Source organism: Streptomyces sp. PL-29 (assembly GCF_058344425.1).
Genome location: NZ_CP136996.1, coordinates 1941380 through 1962488 on the forward strand (window position 1 = coordinate 1941380; position 21109 = coordinate 1962488).

Sequence of the window (21109 nt, forward strand, 5' to 3'; positions counted from 1 at the left end):
GGAGGCGATGTGTACGACAACCACGAGCCCGACCCTCTGCACCTGGTGCACCTGTTGCGGGCGGTGACCGTCGACTTCGGCCTGCGCCAAGCCGAGTTCGCCGCCCGCAACGGCATGCACCCCACCGACGTACGGGCCCTGATCTGCCTGCTGGACGCCGCCCGGGCGGGCGAGCCGGCCACTGCGGGACTGCTCGGCGCCCGGCTCGGCCTCAACTCCGCCGGCACCACCGCCGTGATCGACCGGCTGGAGCGGCTCGGCCATGTGGCCCGGATCCGCGACGGGCAGGACCGGCGCCGGATCCTGCTGCGGGTGGAACCGGCGGCGATCCGGCTGGGCCGGGAGTTCTTCGGCCCCCTCATCGACGGGCTGCTGGGGGTGCTGGACTCCTTCGCCCCCGCCGAGCGGGACACCATCCACCGGTTCCTGGCGGCCGCCCACGCCGTCTTCGCGTCGGAACCGCACCCGTGACCGCCTCCTCCTCGGACCCCGGCCCGGGGTCCGACCTGCATCTGGACCTCGCCGCCGGCGGCAGCCGCCGCACCGCCCTCGCCCAGGCCCTGCGCAGCGCCGTGCGCAGCGGCCGGCTGGCCGGCGGGACGCGGCTGCCGCCGTACCGGGCCCTGGCGGCCGACCTCGGGCTGGCCCGCAACGCCGTCGCCGACGCCTACGCCGAACTGGTCGCCGAGGGCTGGCTGACGGCCCGGCAGGGATCCGGCACCCGGGTCGCGGAGGGCGTGGCGATCGAGCCCGCGCCGACCTCCGTGGCCGGGGCCTCGCCCGAGCGGCCCCGGCACGACCTGCTCCAGGGCAAGCCCGACCCCGCCTCCTTCCCGCGGGGCCCCTGGGCCACCAGCGCTCGGCGCGCCCTGGCCGGGGCACCCACCGAGGCCTTCGGGCCGGGCGATCCGCGGGGCCGCCCCGAGCTGCGGCGCGCGCTGGCCGGCTACCTGGCCCGGACCCGGGGCGTGCGTGCCGCGCCCGAGAACATCGTGGTCTGCTCCGGTTTCGCCAACGGGCTGCGGCTCCTGGCGTCCGTACGGCCGCGCGACTGGGCGGTCGAGTCGTACGGACTCCCCTTCCATCACGGCATCCTGGCCGCCGCCGGGGTCCGCCCGCATCCCGTCGCGGTCGACGAGGACGGCGCCCGCATCGCGGAGATCCCCTCGCGGGCCCGTACGGTGCTGCTCACCCCGGCGCACCAGTTCCCGACCGGATGCGCCCTGCTGCCCGCCAGGCGGACGGCGGCCGTGGAGTGGGCCCGCACCAGCGGGGGCGTGATCGTGGAGGACGACTACGACGGGGAGTTCCGCCACGACCGCAAGCCGGTCGGCGCGGTGCAGGGACTGGCCCCCGGGCACGTGGTCTACGCGGGCTCGCTCAGCAAGAGCCTCTCCCCCGCGCTCCGCCTGGGCTGGCTGGTCCTTCCAGAACCCCTGGTGGGGCAGGTGCTGGCAGCGAAGGGCCTGCGGGAGTCCTGGGCGAGCGCGCTGGACCAGCTGGCGCTCGCCGACTTCATCGACTGTGGGGCCTACGACCGGCACGTGCGGCGGATGCGCCTGCGCTACCGGCGCCGCCGCGACCAGCTGGTCTCGGTACTGGCCGCACGCGCCCCGGGAGTCCGGGTCACCGGCATCTCGGCCGGCCTGCACGCCGTGGTGGAACTCCCGCCCGGATGCGAGGCCCGGGCGCTCGCGGCGGCCCGCGCCGCGGGGCTGGCCCTGGACGGCCTGTCCTCCTACCGGCACCCTGCCGACCGGACCCCGCCGCGCGAGGGACTGGTCGTCGGCTACGCGGCGCCCCCGGATGCGGCCTTCGCCCAGGCCCTGGACGCCCTGGCCGACGTGGCCCGCGGGGCGGCGCTCGGACGGCCGGCCGCTTCACCGGGCGGGCGGCGGTCCCCTTCACCTCACCCCCACGCGCCCTTCTCGTAGGGTGGCCGGAGCGCCGAAACGGTACATACCGCACTCAAAGGACCGAGTCGTGACCGAGCAGCAGCCACCGGAAGAGAGCCCGACCCCCCGCCCGGCCCACCCAGCCCACCCCTCCCACCGGCACGCGGACTGGATGTTCGGCGGGGTGTACGGGACGGTCCTGGCCAGCGCGCTGATGGCCGCACTGAACCAGGAGGGCGAGGACTTCACCCCCTTCTACGACGCCAGCTGGGTCCTGGTGACGGCGGCCACGGCCGGTCTCGCGCACGGCTACGCGCACCAGATGGCCGACCGCCGGGAGGACCCCGGGGGGCACCGCTGGCAGGTCCTGGCCCGGGCCCTGTGGAACGAGTGGCCGCTGATCGTGGCCACCCTTCCCACCGTGCTGCTGCTGACCGCCGCGGGCCTCGGCGGCTGGGACGCCCACGACGTGACGGCCGGCGGACTCGGCCTGAACACCGCCTTGTTGTTCGGCTGGGGTGCGCTCACCGCGCTCCGGGTCGGCCACCGGCTGGGCCGGGCCCTGCTGATCGGACTGGCCGACGCCGCCATCGGTTTCGCCATCATCGTGGCCAACGCCCTCATCAAGTAGGCAGCTGCGCCTCCGCCTGCGCCAGGATCTCCGTCAGCCGGGCCCCGAACTCCGCTCCGCGCGGATCGGGCACGCCCGTCCGGGCCGCGGCGAGCAGCGCGTCCAGGGCCCGCCCGTAGGCGCCCGGTACGTCGCTCCAGCCGGGCAGTTCGTGCACACCCGCGGTGCCGCGCAGTTCCAGCCCCACCCCGGCGGCCGCCTGCGGGGCGCCCAGGCTGAGCACGGCGGTGCTGGCCGCGCCGGAGGCGTGCCGCAGCGCCAACTGGACCACGTCGGAGGGGCCGCGGGTGGCGCTGACCCCGGTGACGTCCCCGAGGACCGGGATCAGGACCGACAGGGCGTGCGGCCCGACGTCCCACAGCCCGCCCTTGGCCTTGCGCCAGGGGGAGTCGGCGTAGGCGCTGGGGGTGCCGTCCGGCGGGAAGACGGCACCGAGCCAGTGCGCGGCCGCGGTGAACCAGCCGGTGCGCGCGGCCTGCTCGTCGACCCAGCCCGCGGTGGGCTCGGCGAAGCGCAGGGTGAGGAAGACCACGGAGGCGACCTGGTGGCGGACGGCCGCATCGGCGACCGCGCGGGCGTCCCGCGGCGTCGTCGCGACGGGCTTGTCGAGCAGCAGGTGGCAACCGGCGGCGGCCGCGCGCACGGCGAGCGGGGCCTGCACGTCGGGCGGCAGGGCGAAGGCGGCGACATCACAGTCGGCGAACAGCTCGTCGGGGTCTTCGTACACCTTCGCGCCGTACTTCCGCGCCAGCTCCGCCGCGGCTTCGGACCGGCGGCCCCACACTCCGGCGAACTCGGAGCCGGTGTGCGCGGCGAGGGCGGGGGCGTGCGTGCGGTGCGCCCAGGGGCCGGTTCCGAGCAGCCCGACCCTGGGGCGGGCGCCGACGGAAGTCCGACCGGCGGCAGTGGGGGCGGTGGTCTCGGCGGAAACTCCGGCACGGTCCGCGGCGCCGTCTCCGGCGGGGCTCAAATCAGACGAAATGCTCACGCGGCCAGTCTGCCCCACCCGGACGGATGCTCGACCGCCAACCCGCACAAGCGGCCCGGCCGGCGGCGTAAACCTCGGTAACACGGGGTTCACACACGGGCAACGGAAGAGAAATCGCGGGCGGGCACGCTGCGGTCAACACCGCAGCGATGAAGCAGCGTCCAGCAGCACCCGCAGAGTCTGAGGATGGGGCCCGTGAGCTACAAGGCTGAGTACATCTGGATCGACGGCACCGAGCCGACGGCGAAGCTTCGCTCCAAGACGAAGATCCTGGCGGACGGAGCCGAGCTGCCGGTCTGGGGCTTCGACGGATCGAGCACCAACCAGGCCGAGGGCCACGCCTCCGACCGCGTGCTCCAGCCCGTGTTCTCCTGCCCGGACCCGATCCGCGGTGGGGCCGACGTCCTCGTCCTGTGCGAGGTCCTGAACATCGACATGACCCCGCACGAGTCGAACACCCGCGCACTGCTGCGTCCGGTGGCCGAGAAGTTCGCCGGCCAGGAGCCGATCTTCGGCATCGAGCAGGAGTACACCTTCTTCGACGGCGACCGGCCGCTCGGTTTCCCGGTGGGCGGCTTCCCGGCCGCACAGGGCGGCTACTACTGCGGCGTCGGCGCGGACGAGATCTTCGGCCGCGAGATCGTCGAGAAGCACCTGGACCACTGCCTGGCGGCGGGCCTGGAGATCTCCGGCATCAACGCCGAGGTCATGCCCGGCCAGTGGGAGTTCCAGGTCGGCCCGCTCGGCCCGCTGGAGGTCTCCGACCAGCTGTGGATCGCACGCTGGCTGCTCTACCGCACCGCCGAGGACTTCAACGTCTCCGCGACGCTGAACCCGAAGCCGGTCAAGGGCGACTGGAACGGCGCGGGCGCGCACACCAACTTCTCCACGAAGTCGATGCGCGAGGAGTACCGCGCGATCATCTCGGCGTGCGAGGCGCTGGGCGAGGGCAGCAAGCCGCTCGACCACGTGAAGAACTACGGCGCCGGCATCGACGAGCGTCTGACGGGCCTGCACGAGACGGCCCCCTGGAACGAGTTCAGCTACGGCGTCTCGGACCGCGGCGCCTCCGTCCGCATCCCGTGGCAGGTGGAGAAGGACGGCAAGGGCTACATCGAGGACCGCCGCCCGAACGCGAACGTGGACCCGTACGTGGTGACCCGCCTCATCACGGACACCTGCTGCACCGGCCTGGAGAAGGACGGCCTGGCCTGACGGCCCCTCCTCCCCCGGGCACCGACGCCCGCCGCGCCTCTCCGGGCACGGCGGGCGTCGTCGGTGAGCGGCCGACCGGTCGGGGGATCACCCCGGTTGCAGCCGGCCGGGAACGACGGTGGGCCCGCACTCCCCCGGGAGCACGGGCCCACTCTCACCGGCGCGACGCTACGCGGCCGCCGCCTTGCGGCGTGCCGCGAGGCCGAGCAGCAGGTCCACCACGAGGAAGGCGACCAGGCTGATGCCCAGCAGCGGGATGAACCAGCCCACCAGCGCGGTCGCCGCGGCCAGCGGCAGCACCACGCCCACGGGCAGCTTCCGCCAGGCGCCGCGCGGCTGGGCGCGGCCGACGGACAGCCTGCGGTCCTTGGTCGGCCGGCGCAGCCACCACATGCGGTAGCCCCAGAAGACGAGGAACATCACGGCGACGGCCAGGGCGGCGAGCACGATCTGGTTGGCCAGCCCGAAGGTCTGGCCCATGTGCAGGTCGATGCCGAAGCGGGTCATCTTGGCGAGCACGGGGTAGTCGGCGAAGCGCAGTTCGTCCATGATCCGGGCATCGGCGGGGTCGACGGCGACGGCGTCGAAGTGGACCGGCACCTGCTTGTCCTGCTCCTTGATCACGTATCCCTTGCCCTGGGCGGGCAGGGTCACGCGGATCGCTTCGGTGACGCCGGCGTCCCGGGCGGCGGCCACGGCCCGGTCCAGGCCGACGTCGGCGGTGGGCGCCGGCGGGGGTATCTGTGTGCCGTCGGGCATGGTGTGGCCCGCGTGCTCGTCGGCGCCGCCGGCCTCCCCGCCCGGGTTCAGCCCGGCGGAGACGGACGGAGTGGCTCCGCCGAGGCTGTCCTGGAGCTGCCCGATGTTCTCACCGGCGTACTTCGACCAGGTCAGGCCGGTGGCGGAGAGCACGACGAGGCCGGCGACCGACCACAGGCCGACGACGGCGTGCCAGGACAGGGTCCGGCGCCGTCCGGTCGCCTTGCGGTCGGGGAGGACCAGCTGCGAGGCGCGCGCCCGGCGGCGGCCGATCCACAGGGCGAGGCCGCCGAGCGCGACCACCCACATCCAGCTGGCGGCGAGTTCGCTGTAGTTGCGCCCGAACTCCCCGAGCTGGAGGTTGGAGTGGAAGGTGCTCAGCCAGGCCCGCAGCGGCAGCGCGTCGCCGACGGTGGTGAGCTGCCCGCGCACCTCTGCGGTGTACGGGTCGACGAAGACGGTGAGGGTCTCGCCCTCCGCGAGGCCCGAACTTTCCATGATCACGCGGGTGGTCGCCTCGGCCTCGGGGCCGGGCCATACGGACACGACCTCGCCCTCGGGTGCGGCGCCCCTGGCCGCCTCGACCTGGGCGCTGAGCGGAAGGGCCGCGTCGCCGACGCGTGCGACGGTCAGTTCGTCGGCGTAGGCGATCTTCTCGGCCTGCCAGGAGGCGGCGTAGAGCAGCCCGGTGGCGGCGGCGAGGAACAGCAGCGGGGCGATGAGCAGACCCGCGTAGAAGTGCAGGCGCAGGAACAGCGGGCGCAGGGCGGCCCATCCGCCGCTGCGGCTCTTGGGCGGGGCGGGCGGTTCGGCGTCCGGGGTGCGGACGTCCTGGGATGCTTCAAGGGACATGTTGGTCCTGGGGGTTGGCGAAGGCATGGGGAACTCGGCCCCGGGCCCCGCCTCCCCCGCACGGACGCCGTGGAGGTGCGCCGGATCAGGCGCGGGCAGGACGGCCGGGGGCCGTGGCGCGATGGGTGCGACCGCTCCCGGGCGGACCCCGGCGCACCACGGCGTGGGCGTGGACCGCGCCGCGCAGCCGGCGCGGCCTCGGGTGCGGGGCGCGCGGGACGGGCGGGGCCGGTACGGCGGCGCCGCGGGCGCGCACCAGGTCGAGCGCGCGGGCGAGCGGCCGGGCGGCGAGCAGTGCGGCGGCGCCCAGGACGCGGGCCAGCCGGAAGACGGCGGCCTCGCCGCGTGCCAGCCAGGCGGCGCAGAGCAGCCCGGCGAGCACGTGCACGGCGATCATCCCGGTCCCGCCGTGGGCGACCACTCCCGCGATGCCGGCCAGGTCGGCCAGGGCGGGGGCTTCGGCGGCCGTCCCGCCCGCTTCGGCGGCTGCCGTGTGGGGGTGCCCGTGCATCGCCGCGGTCGCGGCGGCGGACTTCGCCGCCTGGCTGCCGGAGAACACCAGGTGCAGCACACCCTGCACGCAGAGGACGGCGGCCGCGATCCCCACGGGGCCGCGCCGCCGTCCGGCGAGGAGCCAGGCGAGGCCGGCGGTCACCGCGAAAGCGGCCAGGAGACCGGAGGGGGGAACGTCGGTCCCGGACATGTGCGCATGTCCCACCGCGCCCAGAGCGACGCACACCGCCGCGAACATCGCGGCTCGGGTGGCGCGCAAGGGCGCGAAGGATTCGAACATGGCCGGGCCATGTTCGCACGATGCCCCTTGGTATCCACCAGGGGCTTATCCGATCATGAGCAGGTGAATCCAATTCCATGGGGAGCGGTGTACGCCGGCGGGGTCCAGCTCGGGGCGTACGCGCTGGCGCGCACCGGGCCCGCCGACCGGGAGCGGCTGCTGCGTGACTGCTCGACGAACGTCGACAACCTCGCCGCCGGGCGCTGGGAGACGCTGCTGAGCAGCGCCCTCGTCGTCGAGGAGCCGATGCCGCTGGCGTACGCACTGCTGCTGGTCGCGGTGCTCGGCTACGCCGAATACGCGTACGGGGCCTGGTGGACCGCGGCGGTGTTCCTGTTCGGGCACGCCTCGGCGACCCTCCTGGTGTACGGCGCACTGCGCAGGACGGCCGATTCCGCAACCCGGCGCGCCCTGGACGTGGGGACGAGCTATGGATTCAACGCCGTCCTGGGCACCCTGACCTCCACCTTGCCGCGCGGAGCCGTCCGCACGGCCGCCCGGGCGGGGCTGCTGGCCCTCGCGGCGGCCCCGTTGCTCAAGCGGGGGCGGACCTTCACGGACGCGGGGCACCTCGCGGCGCTCGGAATCGGCGTGGGGGTCTCGCTGGCCCTCGATTGCCTTTCCGGTACGAAGCATTGGAAAATATCCTGAATCACCTCAGCACTCAGCACTCAGCACCTGAGCACAGCACCACAGCACCCCCGCATGACCGGACGACCGGACGACCGGACGGGCGCACGCAGCCCGTATGACACGAGTAACTCGCACACCGCTGGAGCCGCCACGATGACCGCCACCCCCTCCACCACCGTCGCCAACCTCCGCGACCTCGGCGGCACCCCGCTCTCCGGCGGCCGCACCGTCCGGGCGGGCCTGGTCCTGCGCTCCGGCCAGCTCGACCGGCTCGACCCGGACGCCGACCCGGTGGTGGCGGCACTGGGTCTGCGTACCGTCATCGACTTCCGCACCGACGCGGAGCGCGCCGACCACCCCGACCGGATACCGGCGGGGGCCCGGCTCCTGGTCGCCGACGTCCTCGCGGACAAGCTGCGGGAGACCGTCAAGAAGCCGGCCGCCGCGCAGCTCAAGGACCTGCTGTCCGACCCCGCGGTGGCCGAGGAGCACCTGGGCGGCGGCCGGGCGCAGGCCCTCTTCGCCGACACCTACCGGTCCTTCGTGCACTCCGGCTCCGCGCAGGCGGCCTACCGCATGCTGCTGACCGAGGCCGCCGCCCCGGAGGCGGGCCCGCTGCTGTTCCACTGCACCGCGGGCAAGGACCGCACCGGCTGGGGCGCGACCGTCATCCTGGCGCTGCTCGGCGCGGACGGCGACACCCTGATGGCCGAATACCTCTCCGTGAACCCGGCGGTGAAGCAGGCCTTCGCCCCGATGATCGAGGGCTTCACGGCAGCCGGCGGCGATCCCGACATCGCGCTCGCGCTGATCGGCGTCTTCCCCTCTTACCTGGAGGCGGCCCTGGACGAGGTCGAGACCCGCTACGGCTCCATGGAGAAGTACGTGCGCGAAGGCCTCGGCGTCGCGGACGAGACGGTCGAGTCGCTCCGCGCCCGGCTGGTGGGCTGAGGCCCCTGCCCGGGGGCTGACGGGTGACCATCCGACGAATCGCTCGTTCTGCTGAACGTGACTGCGCCGGACACCGCCACCCGCCCCCTGCCTCCCGTGGCTCCCGTGCCGCCCGACGTCGAGCAGGCCGAGGCCGCCATCGTCGAGCACTACCCGCGGCTGGTGCGGCTCGCCTATCTGGTGCTGCCCCCCACGCTCGGGCGCAACAGGCGGGTCCTCACCGCGCACTCGCTGGTGCAGCGGGCCCTGCCGCGCGGGAGGCGGGAGGCGGGAGGCGCCGTACAGGGCGGGGTCCCGGGGCAGCGCGGCGGCCCGGACGACTCCGGTTACGCGTACGTCCGGCTGCGGGTGCTCCGCGCGGCACTGGAGGCGGGTCTGCCGCTGACCTTCCGGGGCCTGCCGCGGCGCGCACAGCTCCCTCCGGCACTGCCCCAGGTGTGGGGTCTGCGGCTGTTCCCCCGCTCGGGCGGGGCCGAGGAGCTCGCCCTCGACCAGTGGCTGGCCACCCTGGACGGCCCCGGCCGGGCCGCCTGCGTCCTGCGCGCCCTGGAGCGGCTGCCCGAGCCGGAGGTGCTCCGGGTGCTGGACGAGGCCGGTGTCCCGGACCCGGCCGCCGCGGCCCGGGAGTCCGGTGATCCGGCGAACGACGCACTGTTCGCCTCCCCCGAGTTCGACCCGTGCGTGCTCCAGGCACGGCCCACCGACCTGCTGCGCCGCCGCCGCCTCACGCGGGCCGCGCTGGCCGCCGGGGCCGCGCTCGCCGTGTGCGGGGCGCTGCTCGCGCTTCCCGGCGGGGGCTGGGGCTCGGACGGGGCCGCCGCACCGCCGTACGCGCGCAACGCCGCGGCGGAACAGGCTCTGGATCCGGCCAGGCTGGTCCGGGTCTCGCCCGCGCTCTGGCACACCTCCTCCCGTACGGACTTCTCCACCTGGCCGGCTCGCGGGGACCGCACGGACGACACCGCGCTGCTGCGTCGGGCGCTGGCGGTGTGGGCGCGGCCCGGCTCGTCCGTGGTCGTCTCGGCCACCCCCGGAACTCCGTCGGGGCCGCCGATGGGGCCGGCCCAGCTGCTGTTCGCCGGCGCCGTCGACCAGGCCGTGGTGGTCCTGCTGCACGACGGCCTGCGCGTGGTCCGCTACGCCGAGCCGCGCTCCGGGTCGGCGGGCGCGGCGCTGGACTTCGCCCGGACCGACGGTGCCTCGGCGGACACGGCGACCGCGCTGGTCGTCAGCCGGGTCGACGGCAACGTCCGCTACCTCACGGCGCCCTGGGTGACGGGGGTGGCCCTGCGGGACCTGCTGGGGCCCGGCGACCCGCCGACGGCGCTGAAGGCGACGCAGGACGGGGTGACCCCGCCGGTGCCGGGCCCGGCTCCGGCGGGCGACTGCACGAGCTGGAACGCCCTGGCCCTGACCGGCGACGGAGCCACCCGCCTGATCACCGACCTGGGCGAGCTGACCCCGGCCCGGCTGACCTCGGGGGCGCCGGGGGCCGAGCGGAACGTGACGGAGGCGGCGGAACTCGCGGACTGGTCGCGGATCGCCTGCCTGCTGCCCTCGGTGCGCTCGCACGGGGTCCGTACGGTCAACGCCTGGACCTACGCGAAGCAGCCGCTGCCGGAGGGCGACGGGACGGCGGCCTGGCTCTGCACGCGGGCCGAGACCTGGCAGGGTGCGGCGGACCGGGTGCAGGCGCAGTTCCTGGCGCCGGGCTCGGGCACTGCGGCGCAGGCGGCGGCCGCGGAGGGGGTCGCGGCGTGCGGGCCCCGGGAACCGCGGGTGCTGGCGGGCGTGTTGTGGAAGTCGCGGGCGGGCCAGTGGTACGTCCTGGCGGCGGGCAGCGCGCAGTTCGCCTCCCTGTCGGTGTCGGGCGGTGGGGTGAACGGCTCGGCGAACGGCAACCGGTTGGCGGTCAAGGCGCCGGCCGGTGCACAGGTCGACCTGTCGGGGAAGCTGACGGACGGCACGAAGGCCGGGGTGCTGCGCTGACCGCGGGGCCGGGTGGGGCGCACACGAGGCCGGATGAAAATTCAACGACCGGACGGCTGAAGGGAGTTGGCGGGATCCGGGCATGACGGACGCAGTGGGCACATGGCATGATCGGATTCCGGTTACCGATCGGTAATCCCCCACACCCCTTGCCCCCTTGAAGGTCCACCACGTGCGCACGCTTGCCCGCAGCCTCCTCCTCCCCGGCCTGACCGCCCTCGCGCTCACCGCCACCGGCTGCGCCTCGACATCCCACGACCGTGCCGCCGAACCGGCGGCCCCCGCCCCCCTCTCCCCGTCCGCCGACAGCGGCTCGCAGCAGCTGGACGTGGCCGCCGCCCCCCAGGGTGAACCCACCCCGGCGGCCGTCGCCCGGGGCGGCTCGAAGGGCCGGACCGAGAAGTCCGCGCTGAAGGTCGCCTCGTACGACGCCGCGACCGGACGGGCCGTCATAGCCAAGGCCCCGCCCGAGGGACCCTCTCGGGCGCCCTCCCCGGGCCGGCCGGCCGAAGCCGACAAGCCCGTCGCGGCGGGTGACGTCATCGCCAGCGCCCCGGCACCCGGCGCCCCCAACGGCCTGCTCGCCAAGGTCACCGAGGTCGTCGGCACGACCGACCGCGGCACCGAGGTCAAGACCGCCTCCACGACACTGGCCGCCGTCCTCAACGACGACAAGGCCGACGGCAAGGTGCCGGTGGACCCCTCGACGGTCGTCGTCGAGCCACTGATGAAGGGCGTGACCTTCTCCTGGGCCAAGGGCGACGGCCTGAAGTTCGGTCCCGAGGGCGCCAAGCTGCCGCTCGGGAACCTCCGGCTCGACGTGAACTCCTCCGTCGACACCGCCCCGGACGCCCCCGCCTCGGCCGGCGCCTCCGTCTCCGGCTTCGTCCAGCTCGCCCCGCAGGTGGAGTTCCAGTACGACGGCACCCGGGGCGGCGGCTCCGGCCCGCGCGGCGCCTTCCTCGGGATGAGCGGCGACTGGTCCTCGCAGTGGAAGCTCCAGGGCCGGGCCGCGGCGAGCACGGGAGCGCCCAAGCGGATCCCCTTCGCCACGCTGCACAGCTCCCCCGTCGTCCAGGTCGGCCCGGTGCCGGTCGTCGTCAACCTCGACCTGACCTGCTACATCCAGGTGGAGGCCGACGGCAAGGTCACCCTCGACGTCCAGCAGGACGTCAAGGGCGACTTCAAGGTCGGCGGCAGCTACGCCTTCGGCCGGGGCTGGACCCCGGTCAGCACCTCGAACGTGAAGAGCACGCCGGTCCGGGCGACCGTCACCGCCGCCGGCAAGGTCAAGGGCGCGCTCGGTGCCGAGGCGTCCGTCGGCCTCTACGGCGCCGTCGGTGTCACCGGCGACTTCGCCCCGTACCTGCGCGGCGAGGCGGACGCCAAGGCGACCGCGTCCAGCGACGGCAAGGCCTCCGTCAGCGGCGCGTGGGCCCTGTACGGCGGGTTCGACCTGAGCGGGCAGCTCCAGCTGCAGTTGTCGCTGTTCGGCACGCCCGCCTTCGAGCGCGGAATCCCGCTGGGCACCCTGAACCGCGAGTGGGCACTGGCGAGCGGCGACACCGCACGCTAGACCCCGATCCGCCGGACAGGCCCCGGGCCGTCCGTCACGGGGGTGGGCACGGGCGCGAGAAGTCGGTGCAGGGGTCTTCTCACCCCGTTTACCCACCAGTACATTGACGCCATGTCTAATACGCCGCTCGCGCCCGCCCCCGTGGCGTCGGAACACGTGGGTCTCAGGCCCCGGAACGTGTCCTTCGGCTGGGAGGACACCCCGCTCCACTGGCTGCCCGGCGAACCTTTCGCCGGACACATGATCAATGTGCTGCACCTGCTGCTGCCCGCCGGGGAGCGCTGGTTCGTGCACGTCTACAAGCAGGCGCTCCCCCACATCGAGGACGAGCGGCTGCGGGAGGACGTCGTCGGGTTCATCGGCCAGGAGGCCATGCACGCCGCCGCCCACGACGACGTCCTCCCGCACCTGAAGCGCCTGGGGCTGGACCCGACCCCCTACACCGCCCAGGTGGACTGGCTGTTCGAGAAGCTGCTCGGCGACCGCACCCTGCCCCCGGGCCGCGCCCGGCACTGGTGGCTGATGGAGCGCATCGCGATGATCGCGGCCATCGAGCACTACACGGCGTTCCTCGGCGACTGGGTGCTGAACGCCGACGAACTCGACCGGCGCGGCGCCGATCCCACCATGCTGGACCTGCTGCGCTGGCACGGGGCGGAGGAGGTCGAGCACCGCTCCGTGGCCTTCGACCTCTTCATGCACGTCGACGGCGGCTACCGCCGCAGGGCCCGGACGTGGGCCACGGCCTTCACCGCCCTGGTCTTCCTGTGGCAGCGAGGGGTCCGCTTCTTCATGGAGAACGACCCCCACCTCGTGGACGGCAAGGCCTCCTTCGGACAGTTCTTCCTGGCCGGGCGGCAGGGCGTGCTCCCGTCCACCGGCTCCATGCTGAAGTCCGTACCGAAGTACCTCTCCCGTACGTACCACCCCTCGCAGGAGGGCTCGACGGCCCAGGCGGTGGCCTACCTGGCCTCCTCCCCCGGCGCGGGCGGCGGGGTACGGGCATGAGGCGCGCCCTGGCCGTCACGACGGCCGCCGCGGTCGCGGGTGTTGCCTGGGCGGCCCGGCGGGCCCTGGACCGCCGGATCGGGAACTCCCCGCTGTGGCCGCTGCCCGCCCTGGAGGTGCCGGTCTCCGGCCACTCCCCGCGCCGAGCGCTGCGCGCGCTGATCACCTCCCGCATCCAGCCGGCGCAGGACGTTGTGGAACTGGTCCTGGAATCCCCGGAGCTGCCCGCGTGGACGCCGGGGGCGCACGTGGACGTCACCCTGCCCTCCGGGCTGGTCCGCCAGTACTCGCTGTGCGGCGACCCGGCGGACGAGGGCCGCTACCGGATCGCGATCCGGCTGGTCGGTGACGGCCGAGGCGGCTCCCGCGAGGCGCACGCCCAACTCGTCGAGGGCACCGAGCTGGAACTGCGTCCGCCGCGCAACCGCTTCGAGCTGATCCCGGCCCCCTCGTACGCGTTCGTCGCGGGCGGCATCGGCATCACCCCCATCCTGCCGATGCTCCGCGCCGCCACCGCGGCGGGCGCCGACTGGACGCTCCTGTACGGGGGCCGCTCCCTCGACTCGATGCCCTTCCTCGACGACCTCGCGGCCTACGGCGACCGGGTCACGGTCCATCCCGAGGACGAGGAGGGCCTGCCCGACCTGTCCCGGCTGGCCACCGCGGCGCCCGGCACCCTGGTCTACTGCTGCGGCCCGGAACCCCTGATGCAGGCCGTCACGGCGGCGGCCGAGGACCCCACGGCCGTGCACCTGGAGCGCTTCACGCCCGCCGTGGCACCCGGCCCGGAACGGGCCTTCACGGTCGAACTGCGCCGCTCGGGACGGGTCGTCGAGGTCGGCGCGCAGGAGAGCACCCTCGCCGCGGTGCGCAGGGAGCTGCCCGACACCCCTTACTCGTGCGAGCAGGGCTTCTGCGGGACCTGCCAACACCGGGTCCTCGCGGGCGAGGTGGACCACCGCGACGACCTGCTCACCGACCAGGAGCGCGCGGAGTCGATGCTGCTGTGCGTCTCGCGCGCGAAGGGGGACCGCCTCGCCCTGGACCTGTGAACCCTCCCCAGTAGGGTGTCCGCATGACGACCGGAGTGCGGCGCAGGATGGGTGTCGAGGAGCGGCGGCAGCAGCTGATCGGGGTTGCCCTGGAGCTGTTCAGCCACCGGTCCCCCGACGACGTGTCGATCGACGAGATAGCGGCGGCCGCGGGGATATCCCGGCCCCTGGTCTACCACTACTTCCCCGGCAAGCTCAGCCTGTACGAGGCGGCGCTGCGGCGGGCTGCCGACGAGCTGGCCCAGCGGTTCGTCGAGCCTCGGGAAGGGCCCCTGGGGGCGCGCCTGCTGCGGGTGATGGGGCGCTTCTTCGCCTTCGTCGAGGACCACGGGCCGGGCTTCTCTGCCCTGATGCGCGGGGGTCCCGCGGCCGGCAGCAGCCGGGCCAGCGCGATGATCGACGAGGTCCGGCAGGCGGCGTACGAACAGATCCTCACGCACTTGGGGATCGGACTCGACGAGGTGCCGGCCCGGCTGGAGCTCGTGGTGCGCTCCTGGGTCTCGCTCGCCGAGTCCACCGCCCTGATCTGGCTGGACGGCCGCAGGATCCCGCGGAGCGAGCTGGAGCTGCAACTGGTCCACGACTTCGCGGCGCTGGCCGCGGTGAGCGCCGCGTACGACGCGGAGATGGCGGGCATCCTCGTCCGGATCCTGGCCGACGAACCGGCCGACGGGCCCTTCGGAGAGCTGGTGGGGCGGCTGGTCGGGCTCGTCCCGGGCGGCGCGGCGGCTCCCGGCGGCCGACCGGGCGCCGACCCCGCCCTCCCGTGATCACGACCGGCGGTGATCACCGATAATGCCCGCGTGATCATTGACGAGGGGATTCTGTTCCGGCCGGCCGTGGAGAAGGACGCCGGCACGCTGGTGCGGTTGTACGACGAGGCCGCCCGCTGGATGCAGAAGCATGGGATCGAACAGTGGAAGCCCGGCGACAAGGATGCCGCGCACTTCCGGTCGAAGATGCACGGCGGGGAGGTGTGGCTCGCCGGCGACGCGGACGGCCGGGTGTGCGGTGCCTACGAGCTGTGGTGGTCCGACGAGGAGGCCTGGGGGATCCAGCCGCCCGTGGCGGGCTACGTGCACCGGCTGATGGTGTCGCGCGAGACCGCCCCCGCCGGGGCCGGACGCCGCCTGCTCGAACACGCCGAGCGGCGGACAGCCAGGACCGGGCGGGAGCGGGCTCGGCTGGACTGCGTCTCCACCAACCCCCGGCTGCTCGCGTACTACCTGGACGCGGGCTACCGGGTGGTCGGGGAGCTCCCCGACAAGCGGGGGCAGGACGGCAGGACCTACGGGGTGGTCCTGCTGGAGAAGCGGCTCGACCGGCTCACCGTCGTGTGAAGACGGAGACGGTGCGGGCGGGGACGGTGAACTCTCCTGTTCGTGCCTCGTAGGCGGACTGCTTGACCGTGGCGTCGGATCCGGCCGCCTGCACCGGGTGCAGGCGGTAGGCGGTGCCCGCGAGGGCGGTGACGCGCTGGCGCTGGGCGGTGGGGGTGGCGTTGAAGACCACCACCAGGTCGCCCAGGGTCATGGTGATCACGCCCGGGGTCTCCTCCCGGCCCGAGAGCGGGAAGCCCAGCCGGGACTGGACCGCCCCGGCCGTGGTGAGGGCGAAGTCCGGCTCGGTGGTGCGGATCTTCAGCAGGTCGCGGTGGGCCGCCGCGGTGGCGTTGATGTCGGTGCAGGTGGGCGCCGGTCCGGTCAGGAGGGGCTTCGCGTAGGGCCACTTCGGGGCATTGTCGGCGGCCGGGGGCAGGCCCCGCCCGAAGCCGTTGCCCGCGCGACAGTCCCATTGGATGGCGTTGAACCAGTCGCCGCTGTCGTAGGAGTTGCGGTCCAGGGATTTGGAGCGCAGCAGGTCGGAGCCGGCCTGGGAGAGGGCCGGGCCCTGGGACAGGGTGGCCGTCGCCATGGCCAGGACCTGCATGCGGGCCTTGTCGCGGTTGGCGGTGGCGGGCGGGAGCTTGTAGGTCAGGGCGTCGGCGAGGGTCTCGTTGTCGTGGGCGTCCGCGTACGCGAGGGCGTCGCCGGGGGCGGCCGCATAACCGGCCGGGGCGCCGTTGTAGTCCACTTCGGAGCCCTTGACGCGGCGGCCGGAGGTGTCGGTGAAGGTGTACGAGGCGAGGTTGCCGGAGAGGCCGATCTTGATCAGGTCCTGGGCGTGCAGGAGGCGAGCCCGCTGCTCGGCCGGGGTGCCGTTGGCGGGCGCCCCGTTGGGCTCGGTGAACAGGCCCGACGCGAAGCCCTGCACGCGCGGGTCCTCGTCGAAGGGGCCGCCGCCGCGCACCGCGTCGCGGGCCCGGTCGGAGAAGGTGGCGATCCCGGTCCCGGCCATGTTCTTCTGCGTGGCCTGGACGAAGCGGGCGTCGTCGGCGATCTCGCCGAAGTTCCATCCCTCCCCGTACAGGACGATCTTCTTGCCGTCCACCCCGTCCCTGGCGGGCGTCAGGGCGTCCAGCGCGGCCCTGACGGCCAGGATGTTGGCCTTCGGGTGGTGGCCCATCAGGTCGAAGCGGAAACCGTCGACCTTGTACTCCTTCGCCCAGGTGACGACCGAGTCCACGACGAGGCGGCCCATCATGGCGTTCTCGGGTGCGGTGTTGGCGCAGCAGGTGGAGGTGGCGACGCTGCCGTCGGCCAGCAGACGCTGGTAGTAGCCGGGAACGATGCGGTCGAGGACGGACTTGTCGGCCTGCCCGGCGGCGACCGTGTGGTTGTAGACGACGTCCATCACCGTGCGCAGCCCGGCCCCGTTCAGGGACTGGACCATCCTGCGGAACTCGACGGTGCGGGCGGTGCCGTTGGGGTCGCTGGCGTAGCTGCCCTCGGGGACGGTGTAGTGCAGCGGGTCGTAGCCCCAGTTGTAGGAGTCCTTCGCGGCGGCCGCCGCCACGCACGCCTGCTGCTCCTGCGAGTCCGGCGCGTACACCGTGAGGTCGCAGGCGGGCTCGGTGCGGTCCGCCGCCTTCTCCGGGATGGTGCCGATGTCGAAGGCGGGCAGGAGGTGGACGTAGGAGGTGCCGGCGTCGGCCAGGTCGCGCAGGTGGCGCATGCCCGCCGAGCCGGTGTCGGTGAAGGCCAGGTACTGGCCGGGGTGGCCGCTGGTGCGGTCCGCGACGGAGAAGTCGCGGATGTGCAGCTCCTGGATCTGCGCGGAGGTGAAGGGGACGGCCGCGGGCTTGCGCAGCTGCTTCCAGCCGGGCGGCGCCAGCTTCGGATCGGCCAGGTCCACGACCAGGCTGTGGGTGGAGTCGGCCGTCAGGGCGGTGGAGTAGGGGTCGGTGACGAGGTTGCGGACCACCTCGCGGGTGCTGGGGGCCCAGACGGTCACCGCGTAGCGGTACCGCTTGCCGGTCCAGGAGCGCTCGCCGCGCACCGACCAGATGCCGGTGGCGTCGTCGCGGCGCATGGCGACGGTGCGGCCGTCGAGTTCGAGGGCCACCCGCTGGGCGGTGGGTGCCCAGACGGAGAGGGTGGGACGGCCGTCCTTGAAGACCGGGCCCAGGGCGGCGGTCGTCGCGTACAGGTCGTCGAGGACGCCGGCCAGCTGGACGCCGGTGGCGGCGAGGACGGCCCCGTTCGCGGCGCGGGCGCTCGCGACGAGCTGGCCGCGCAGGGCCTCGCGGACGCGGTCCCGGTCGCGCGGGTCGACGGTGAAGGCACTGGAGGCGGCCAGGTGCGGGAACTTCTGCTGCTGGGCGGCGGTCAGCTCGGAGCGGCTGAGCCGCAGCCACCGGGCCGCGCCGGTCAGGGTGCCGTCCTCGGCCTTGACGGAGCCTTCCCGGGAGGCGAGGAGCTGGACGGAGGCGGCCGCCGCGGGGGCGTTCCAGGCGACCGTGTCGCGGTCGATCCACACCGCCCGGGACGTGGTGAGGTCCAGGGCGGCCGAAGAGCCGGCGGGCTGCGGCAGGAGGTACTGCTCCCGGCCGCCGAGCATCCACACCTCGTGGCCGGTGGCCTTCAGGTCCAGGGACTGGTCGGTGGGGAGGTCCTTCTCGTCGCCCTTGTGGAGGATGTAGCTGAGGCTGGTGGCTCCGGCGACGAGCGGGACCTCGTAGACGGCTCCATAGGAGTCGGTACGGGTTGCCGGCAGCGGCTTGGACCAGTCGGTCGGGGTCGCGGCCCCGGTCCACACGTGCAGGCCCCAGCCGTCGTAGGCGCCGTCGGGGCGCTGGTAGTGCAGGACGGCCTTGCCCTGGTCCTGCGGCGGGTACGCGGGGCGGTCGGTCCGGGCGGGCTCCTTGCCCTGCTCCAGCCAGATCTCGCCGGTCTTCGTCACGTCGATGCTGCGGTCGGCGGCGACGTCCTTGGTGCCGTCCTTGTCGATGACGAGGTAACCGACCGAGGAGGCGCCGGGCTTGAGCCTCACATGGGCGAAGGCGCCGTAGGCGTCGCGGCCGGTGAAGGCGTGGCCGGCCGGCCACGGGGTGGCCTCGCCCTCGGCGATGTCGCCCCAGGCGTAGAGCCGCCAGTCGGTGTAGTCGCCGTCGGGGCGGTTGTAGTGGACGACCGCGTAGTCGCGCTGGGTGGCGGTGGGCACATCGGGGGGTGGGGCCTGCCCGGTGACGGACCCGGCGAGGGCGCTCGCCGTGCGGCCGGCGGAGTCCACGACGACGGCCTTGTACCGCAGGGCGGTCCCGGCGGGGGTCTTGGCGTCGATGTGCTGGGTGACCTTGTAGGGGGCGTGGTCGGCGGAGCCGAGTACCTGCCACCTGCCGGTGCCGGTCTGCGCGGCGAAGACGACCCGGTTGAGGCCGCCGCCGCTGACGTCGGCGGACAGCTCGACGGTGCCGGTGGCGCCGGGGGCCGGGGCCTTCAACGTCAGGGCGGGCTTGGCGGTGGGGGCGGCGAGCGGGGCGACGGCCCGCAGGACCACCGAGCCGAGGGCGGGGACGACGACGGTCAGCTTGCCCGTGGCGGAGGCGCGGATCAGCGCGGAGCCGCCGTACAGGGTGCGGTACTGGCTGCCGGCCGGGGCGTCGATCTCGACGGTGCGGGACTCGGCGGCGTTGTTGGCGGCGACCAGGTACTCGGTGCGGCTGCGGGCGTCGGTGCGGGCGAAGGCGTACACGGAGCCGTCGGAGAGCCGTTCGCTCTGGATGCCGTCGCGTAGGGCCGGGTGGGCCTTGGTCAGCTTCGACAGAGCACTGATCTCCTGGTAGAGAGGGTGCTCCGGGTCGTAGGCGTCGCTCGCGTGCGTGCGCGCCGTTCCCAGCTGGTCGTCGTCGAGGTAGTCGGCGGTCTTCGACGCGAACAGGGGCTGGCGTGCGTCCTTGTCGCCGCCCGCGCCGGTGTAGCCCTGCTCGTCACCGGAGTAGATCACCGGATTGCCCCGGGAGAAGAACATCAGCTCGTTGGCGAGCCGGTAGCGGCCCAGCAGCTCCTGCTCGGTCGCGCCCGGCCGGTCCTGCTTGAGGAAGGTCCCGAAGCGGCCCATGTCGTGGTTGCCGAGGAAGGTCACCTGCTCGTAGGCGTTGGCCGTGCCCGAGGTGTAGCGGTAGTCGTCGGCGAGGACGGAGCCCAGCCGGGAGGCCGCCGCGCCCTGGGAGGCGTACGCGCGGATCGCGTCCTGGAGCGGGAAGTCGAGGGTGGCGTCGAGGCGCCCGCGCGTCACGTACGGTGAGGTGACGGCGGTGTCGGCGGAGTAGACCTCGCCGAACATGAAGAAGTCCTCGCGTCCGTGCTTGGCCGCGTACGCGTCGAGGGCGGTCGCCCACTGCGTCCAGAACTCCGTGTTGACGTGCTTGACCGTGTCGATGCGGAAGCCGTCGATCTTGAAGTCCCTGACCCACTTCTCGTAGATCTTCTCCATGCCGCTGACGACCTCGGGGCGCTCGGTCCACAGGTCGTCCAAGCCGAAGAAGTCCCCCTGCTCGGAGGACTCTCCGGCGAAGGTGGAGTCGCCCCGGTTGTGGTACATCGTCGGGTCGTTGAGCCAGGCCGGGACCTTGAGGTGCTTCTTGGCGTCCGGCACGAACGGGGTCCTCGGGAAGGACTCCCCGTCCACCTTCGGGAACTTCCCCTTCCGGTCGGCGTAGTCCTGGTCGTCGAACGGCACACCGTCCTTCGTCAGGTACGGGAACGCCCCCTTCGACAGGTAGGAGTAGGACGCCTCCCGGTAGTCGACCACGTCGGCCGTGTGGTTGGTGATGACGTCGAAGAAGACCTTCATCCCCTTCGCGTGCGCCTTGTCGATCAGCCGTTCCAGGTCGGCGTTGGTGCCGAAGTGCGGGTCGACCTGGGTGAAGTCGGTGATCCAGTAACCGTGGTAGCCGGCGGAGACGTCGTTCCCCTTGCCCTGCACCGGCTGGTTCTTGAAGATCGGCGCCATCCAGATGGCCGTGGTGCCGAGCCCCTTGATGTAGTCGAGCCGGTCGGTGAGCCCCTTGAGGTCGCCGCCCTGGTAGAAGCCCTTGTCGGTGGGGTCCAGTCCGGTCTCCAGGCGGGAGCCGGTCAGTCCGCCCCGGTCGTTGGACGGATCACCGTTCGCGAACCGGTCCGGGAGCACGAAGTAGAACTGCTCGCGGGTCAGGTCGTGGCGGGCCGGCTCGGCGGCCAGTTTCGCGTCGGAGGGCGGGGCGGGCGCCTTGGCCTCGGCGGCCGCGGCGGGGAGGGCGGGCAGGAGCGTCACGGCCAGCGCGGCGGCGAGCGCTCCTGCGGCAGGGCGTATCAAGGCGGGTCTCCTTGTGTACGTGTCGCATGGATGAGGGCCGCCCGGCCTGGGGTCCCCCGGACGGGGTCCGGGGGACGGGGCAGGAAGCGCCG

Annotated in this window: 16 protein-coding genes; 12 read left to right on the plus strand and 4 right to left on the minus strand. The window is 73.7% G+C overall.

From position 1 onward, the window contains the following. The first annotated feature begins 9 nt into the window (after window positions 1-9). Genes R4Z63_RS08875 through R4Z63_RS08885 form a run of 3 tightly spaced genes read left to right on the plus strand, consistent with a single transcriptional unit; the run spans window position 10 to window position 2526 of the window. Window positions 10-471 (plus strand): MarR family winged helix-turn-helix transcriptional regulator, encoded by a 462-nt coding sequence (locus R4Z63_RS08875; protein WP_037927158.1) that lies wholly within the window; start codon window positions 10-12, stop codon window positions 469-471. Next, window positions 468-1934, plus strand: coding sequence for a MocR-like pyridoxine biosynthesis transcription factor PdxR (pdxR, locus tag R4Z63_RS08880; protein WP_384454533.1), 1467 nt, complete (start codon window positions 468-470; stop codon window positions 1932-1934). Before R4Z63_RS08875 ends, pdxR begins: the two co-directional genes overlap by 4 nt. 49 nt (window positions 1935-1983) lie before the next feature. Further along, window positions 1984-2526: a hypothetical protein gene (locus R4Z63_RS08885; protein ID WP_384454536.1), complete on the plus strand. Its 543-nt coding sequence runs from the start codon at window positions 1984-1986 to the stop codon at window positions 2524-2526. Here R4Z63_RS08885 and R4Z63_RS08890 read toward each other — a convergent pair. Further along, on the minus strand, window positions 2519-3388 hold the full coding sequence (locus tag R4Z63_RS08890; protein WP_384454579.1) for a Gfo/Idh/MocA family protein: 870 nt from the start codon (window positions 3386-3388) through the stop codon (window positions 2519-2521). The genes R4Z63_RS08885 and R4Z63_RS08890 overlap by 8 nt on opposite strands. Before the next feature lie 321 nt (window positions 3389-3709). On the opposite strand from R4Z63_RS08890, the gene glnII reads away from it, so the two are divergent. Further along, the gene (gene glnII / locus R4Z63_RS08895; protein ID WP_037927161.1) at window positions 3710-4729 is read left to right on the plus strand and encodes a glutamine synthetase; all 1020 of its coding nucleotides are present in this window, start codon (window positions 3710-3712) and stop codon (window positions 4727-4729) included. A 168-nt stretch (window positions 4730-4897) separates the two neighbouring features. Here the strand turns inward: glnII and R4Z63_RS08900 are convergent, their stop codons facing one another. Both R4Z63_RS08900 and R4Z63_RS08905 read right to left on the minus strand, forming a co-directional pair. Beyond that, the gene (locus tag R4Z63_RS08900) at window positions 4898-6340 is read right to left on the minus strand and encodes a PepSY-associated TM helix domain-containing protein (RefSeq protein ID WP_384454539.1); all 1443 of its coding nucleotides are present in this window, start codon (window positions 6338-6340) and stop codon (window positions 4898-4900) included. An 85-nt stretch (window positions 6341-6425) separates the two neighbouring features. Beyond that, window positions 6426-7133 carry a hypothetical protein gene (locus tag R4Z63_RS08905; RefSeq protein WP_384454542.1) on the minus strand — a complete coding sequence of 236 codons (708 nt, stop codon included), beginning with the start codon at window positions 7131-7133 and terminating at the stop codon, window positions 6426-6428. Between the two features lie 63 nt (window positions 7134-7196). Between R4Z63_RS08905 and R4Z63_RS08910 the strand changes: the two genes are divergently transcribed. From R4Z63_RS08910 to R4Z63_RS08945, 8 genes are all read left to right on the plus strand, one after another. After that, window positions 7197-7784, plus strand: a complete 588-nt coding sequence (locus R4Z63_RS08910) for a rhomboid-like protein (protein ID WP_236647807.1) — start codon at window positions 7197-7199, stop codon at window positions 7782-7784. A 135-nt stretch (window positions 7785-7919) separates the two neighbouring features. Beyond that, window positions 7920-8717: a tyrosine-protein phosphatase gene (locus R4Z63_RS08915; protein WP_037927167.1), complete on the plus strand. Its 798-nt coding sequence runs from the start codon at window positions 7920-7922 to the stop codon at window positions 8715-8717. A gap of 57 nt (window positions 8718-8774) precedes the next feature. Further along, window positions 8775-10706, plus strand: coding sequence for a hypothetical protein (locus R4Z63_RS08920; RefSeq protein WP_384454546.1), 1932 nt, complete (start codon window positions 8775-8777; stop codon window positions 10704-10706). 172 nt (window positions 10707-10878) lie between these two features. After that, window positions 10879-12282, plus strand: a complete 1404-nt coding sequence (locus R4Z63_RS08925; protein ID WP_384454549.1) for a hypothetical protein — start codon at window positions 10879-10881, stop codon at window positions 12280-12282. A gap of 111 nt (window positions 12283-12393) precedes the next feature. Beyond that, window positions 12394-13290, plus strand: a complete 897-nt coding sequence (locus R4Z63_RS08930) for a metal-dependent hydrolase (protein WP_037927178.1) — start codon at window positions 12394-12396, stop codon at window positions 13288-13290. Further along, window positions 13287-14342: a PDR/VanB family oxidoreductase gene (locus R4Z63_RS08935; RefSeq protein WP_384454552.1), complete on the plus strand. Its 1056-nt coding sequence runs from the start codon at window positions 13287-13289 to the stop codon at window positions 14340-14342. The genes R4Z63_RS08930 and R4Z63_RS08935 overlap by 4 nt, the downstream gene beginning before the upstream one ends. Before the next feature lie 23 nt (window positions 14343-14365). After that, complete coding sequence (locus R4Z63_RS08940; RefSeq protein WP_384454555.1) at window positions 14366-15112, plus strand: TetR/AcrR family transcriptional regulator; 747 nt, start codon at window positions 14366-14368, stop codon at window positions 15110-15112. A gap of 33 nt (window positions 15113-15145) precedes the next feature. Then, window positions 15146-15682 carry a GNAT family N-acetyltransferase gene (locus tag R4Z63_RS08945; RefSeq protein WP_037927184.1) on the plus strand — a complete coding sequence of 179 codons (537 nt, stop codon included), beginning with the start codon at window positions 15146-15148 and terminating at the stop codon, window positions 15680-15682. Here the strand turns inward: R4Z63_RS08945 and pulA are convergent. After that, the gene (gene pulA, locus R4Z63_RS08950) at window positions 15669-21017 is read right to left on the minus strand and encodes a pullulanase-type alpha-1,6-glucosidase (protein WP_384454558.1); all 5349 of its coding nucleotides are present in this window, start codon (window positions 21015-21017) and stop codon (window positions 15669-15671) included. The two genes, R4Z63_RS08945 and pulA, sit on opposite strands and share 14 nt — an antisense overlap. Window positions 21018-21109 lie beyond the last annotated feature (92 nt).

Excerpts from the sequence above, each read along its gene's own strand:
- R4Z63_RS08940 (WP_384454555.1), top strand. The coding sequence starts at position 14,366 with ATGACGACCGGAGTGCGGCGCAGGATGGGTGTCGAGGAGCGGCGGCAG.
- R4Z63_RS08900 (WP_384454539.1), bottom strand. The coding sequence starts at position 6,340 with ATGTCCCTTGAAGCATCCCAGGACGTCCGCACCCCGGACGCCGAACCG.
- R4Z63_RS08935 (WP_384454552.1), top strand. The coding sequence starts at position 13,287 with ATGAGGCGCGCCCTGGCCGTCACGACGGCCGCCGCGGTCGCGGGTGTT.
- R4Z63_RS08915 (WP_037927167.1), top strand. The coding sequence starts at position 7,920 with ATGACCGCCACCCCCTCCACCACCGTCGCCAACCTCCGCGACCTCGGC.
- R4Z63_RS08905 (WP_384454542.1), bottom strand. The coding sequence starts at position 7,133 with ATGTTCGAATCCTTCGCGCCCTTGCGCGCCACCCGAGCCGCGATGTTC.
- R4Z63_RS08930 (WP_037927178.1), top strand. The coding sequence starts at position 12,394 with ATGTCTAATACGCCGCTCGCGCCCGCCCCCGTGGCGTCGGAACACGTG.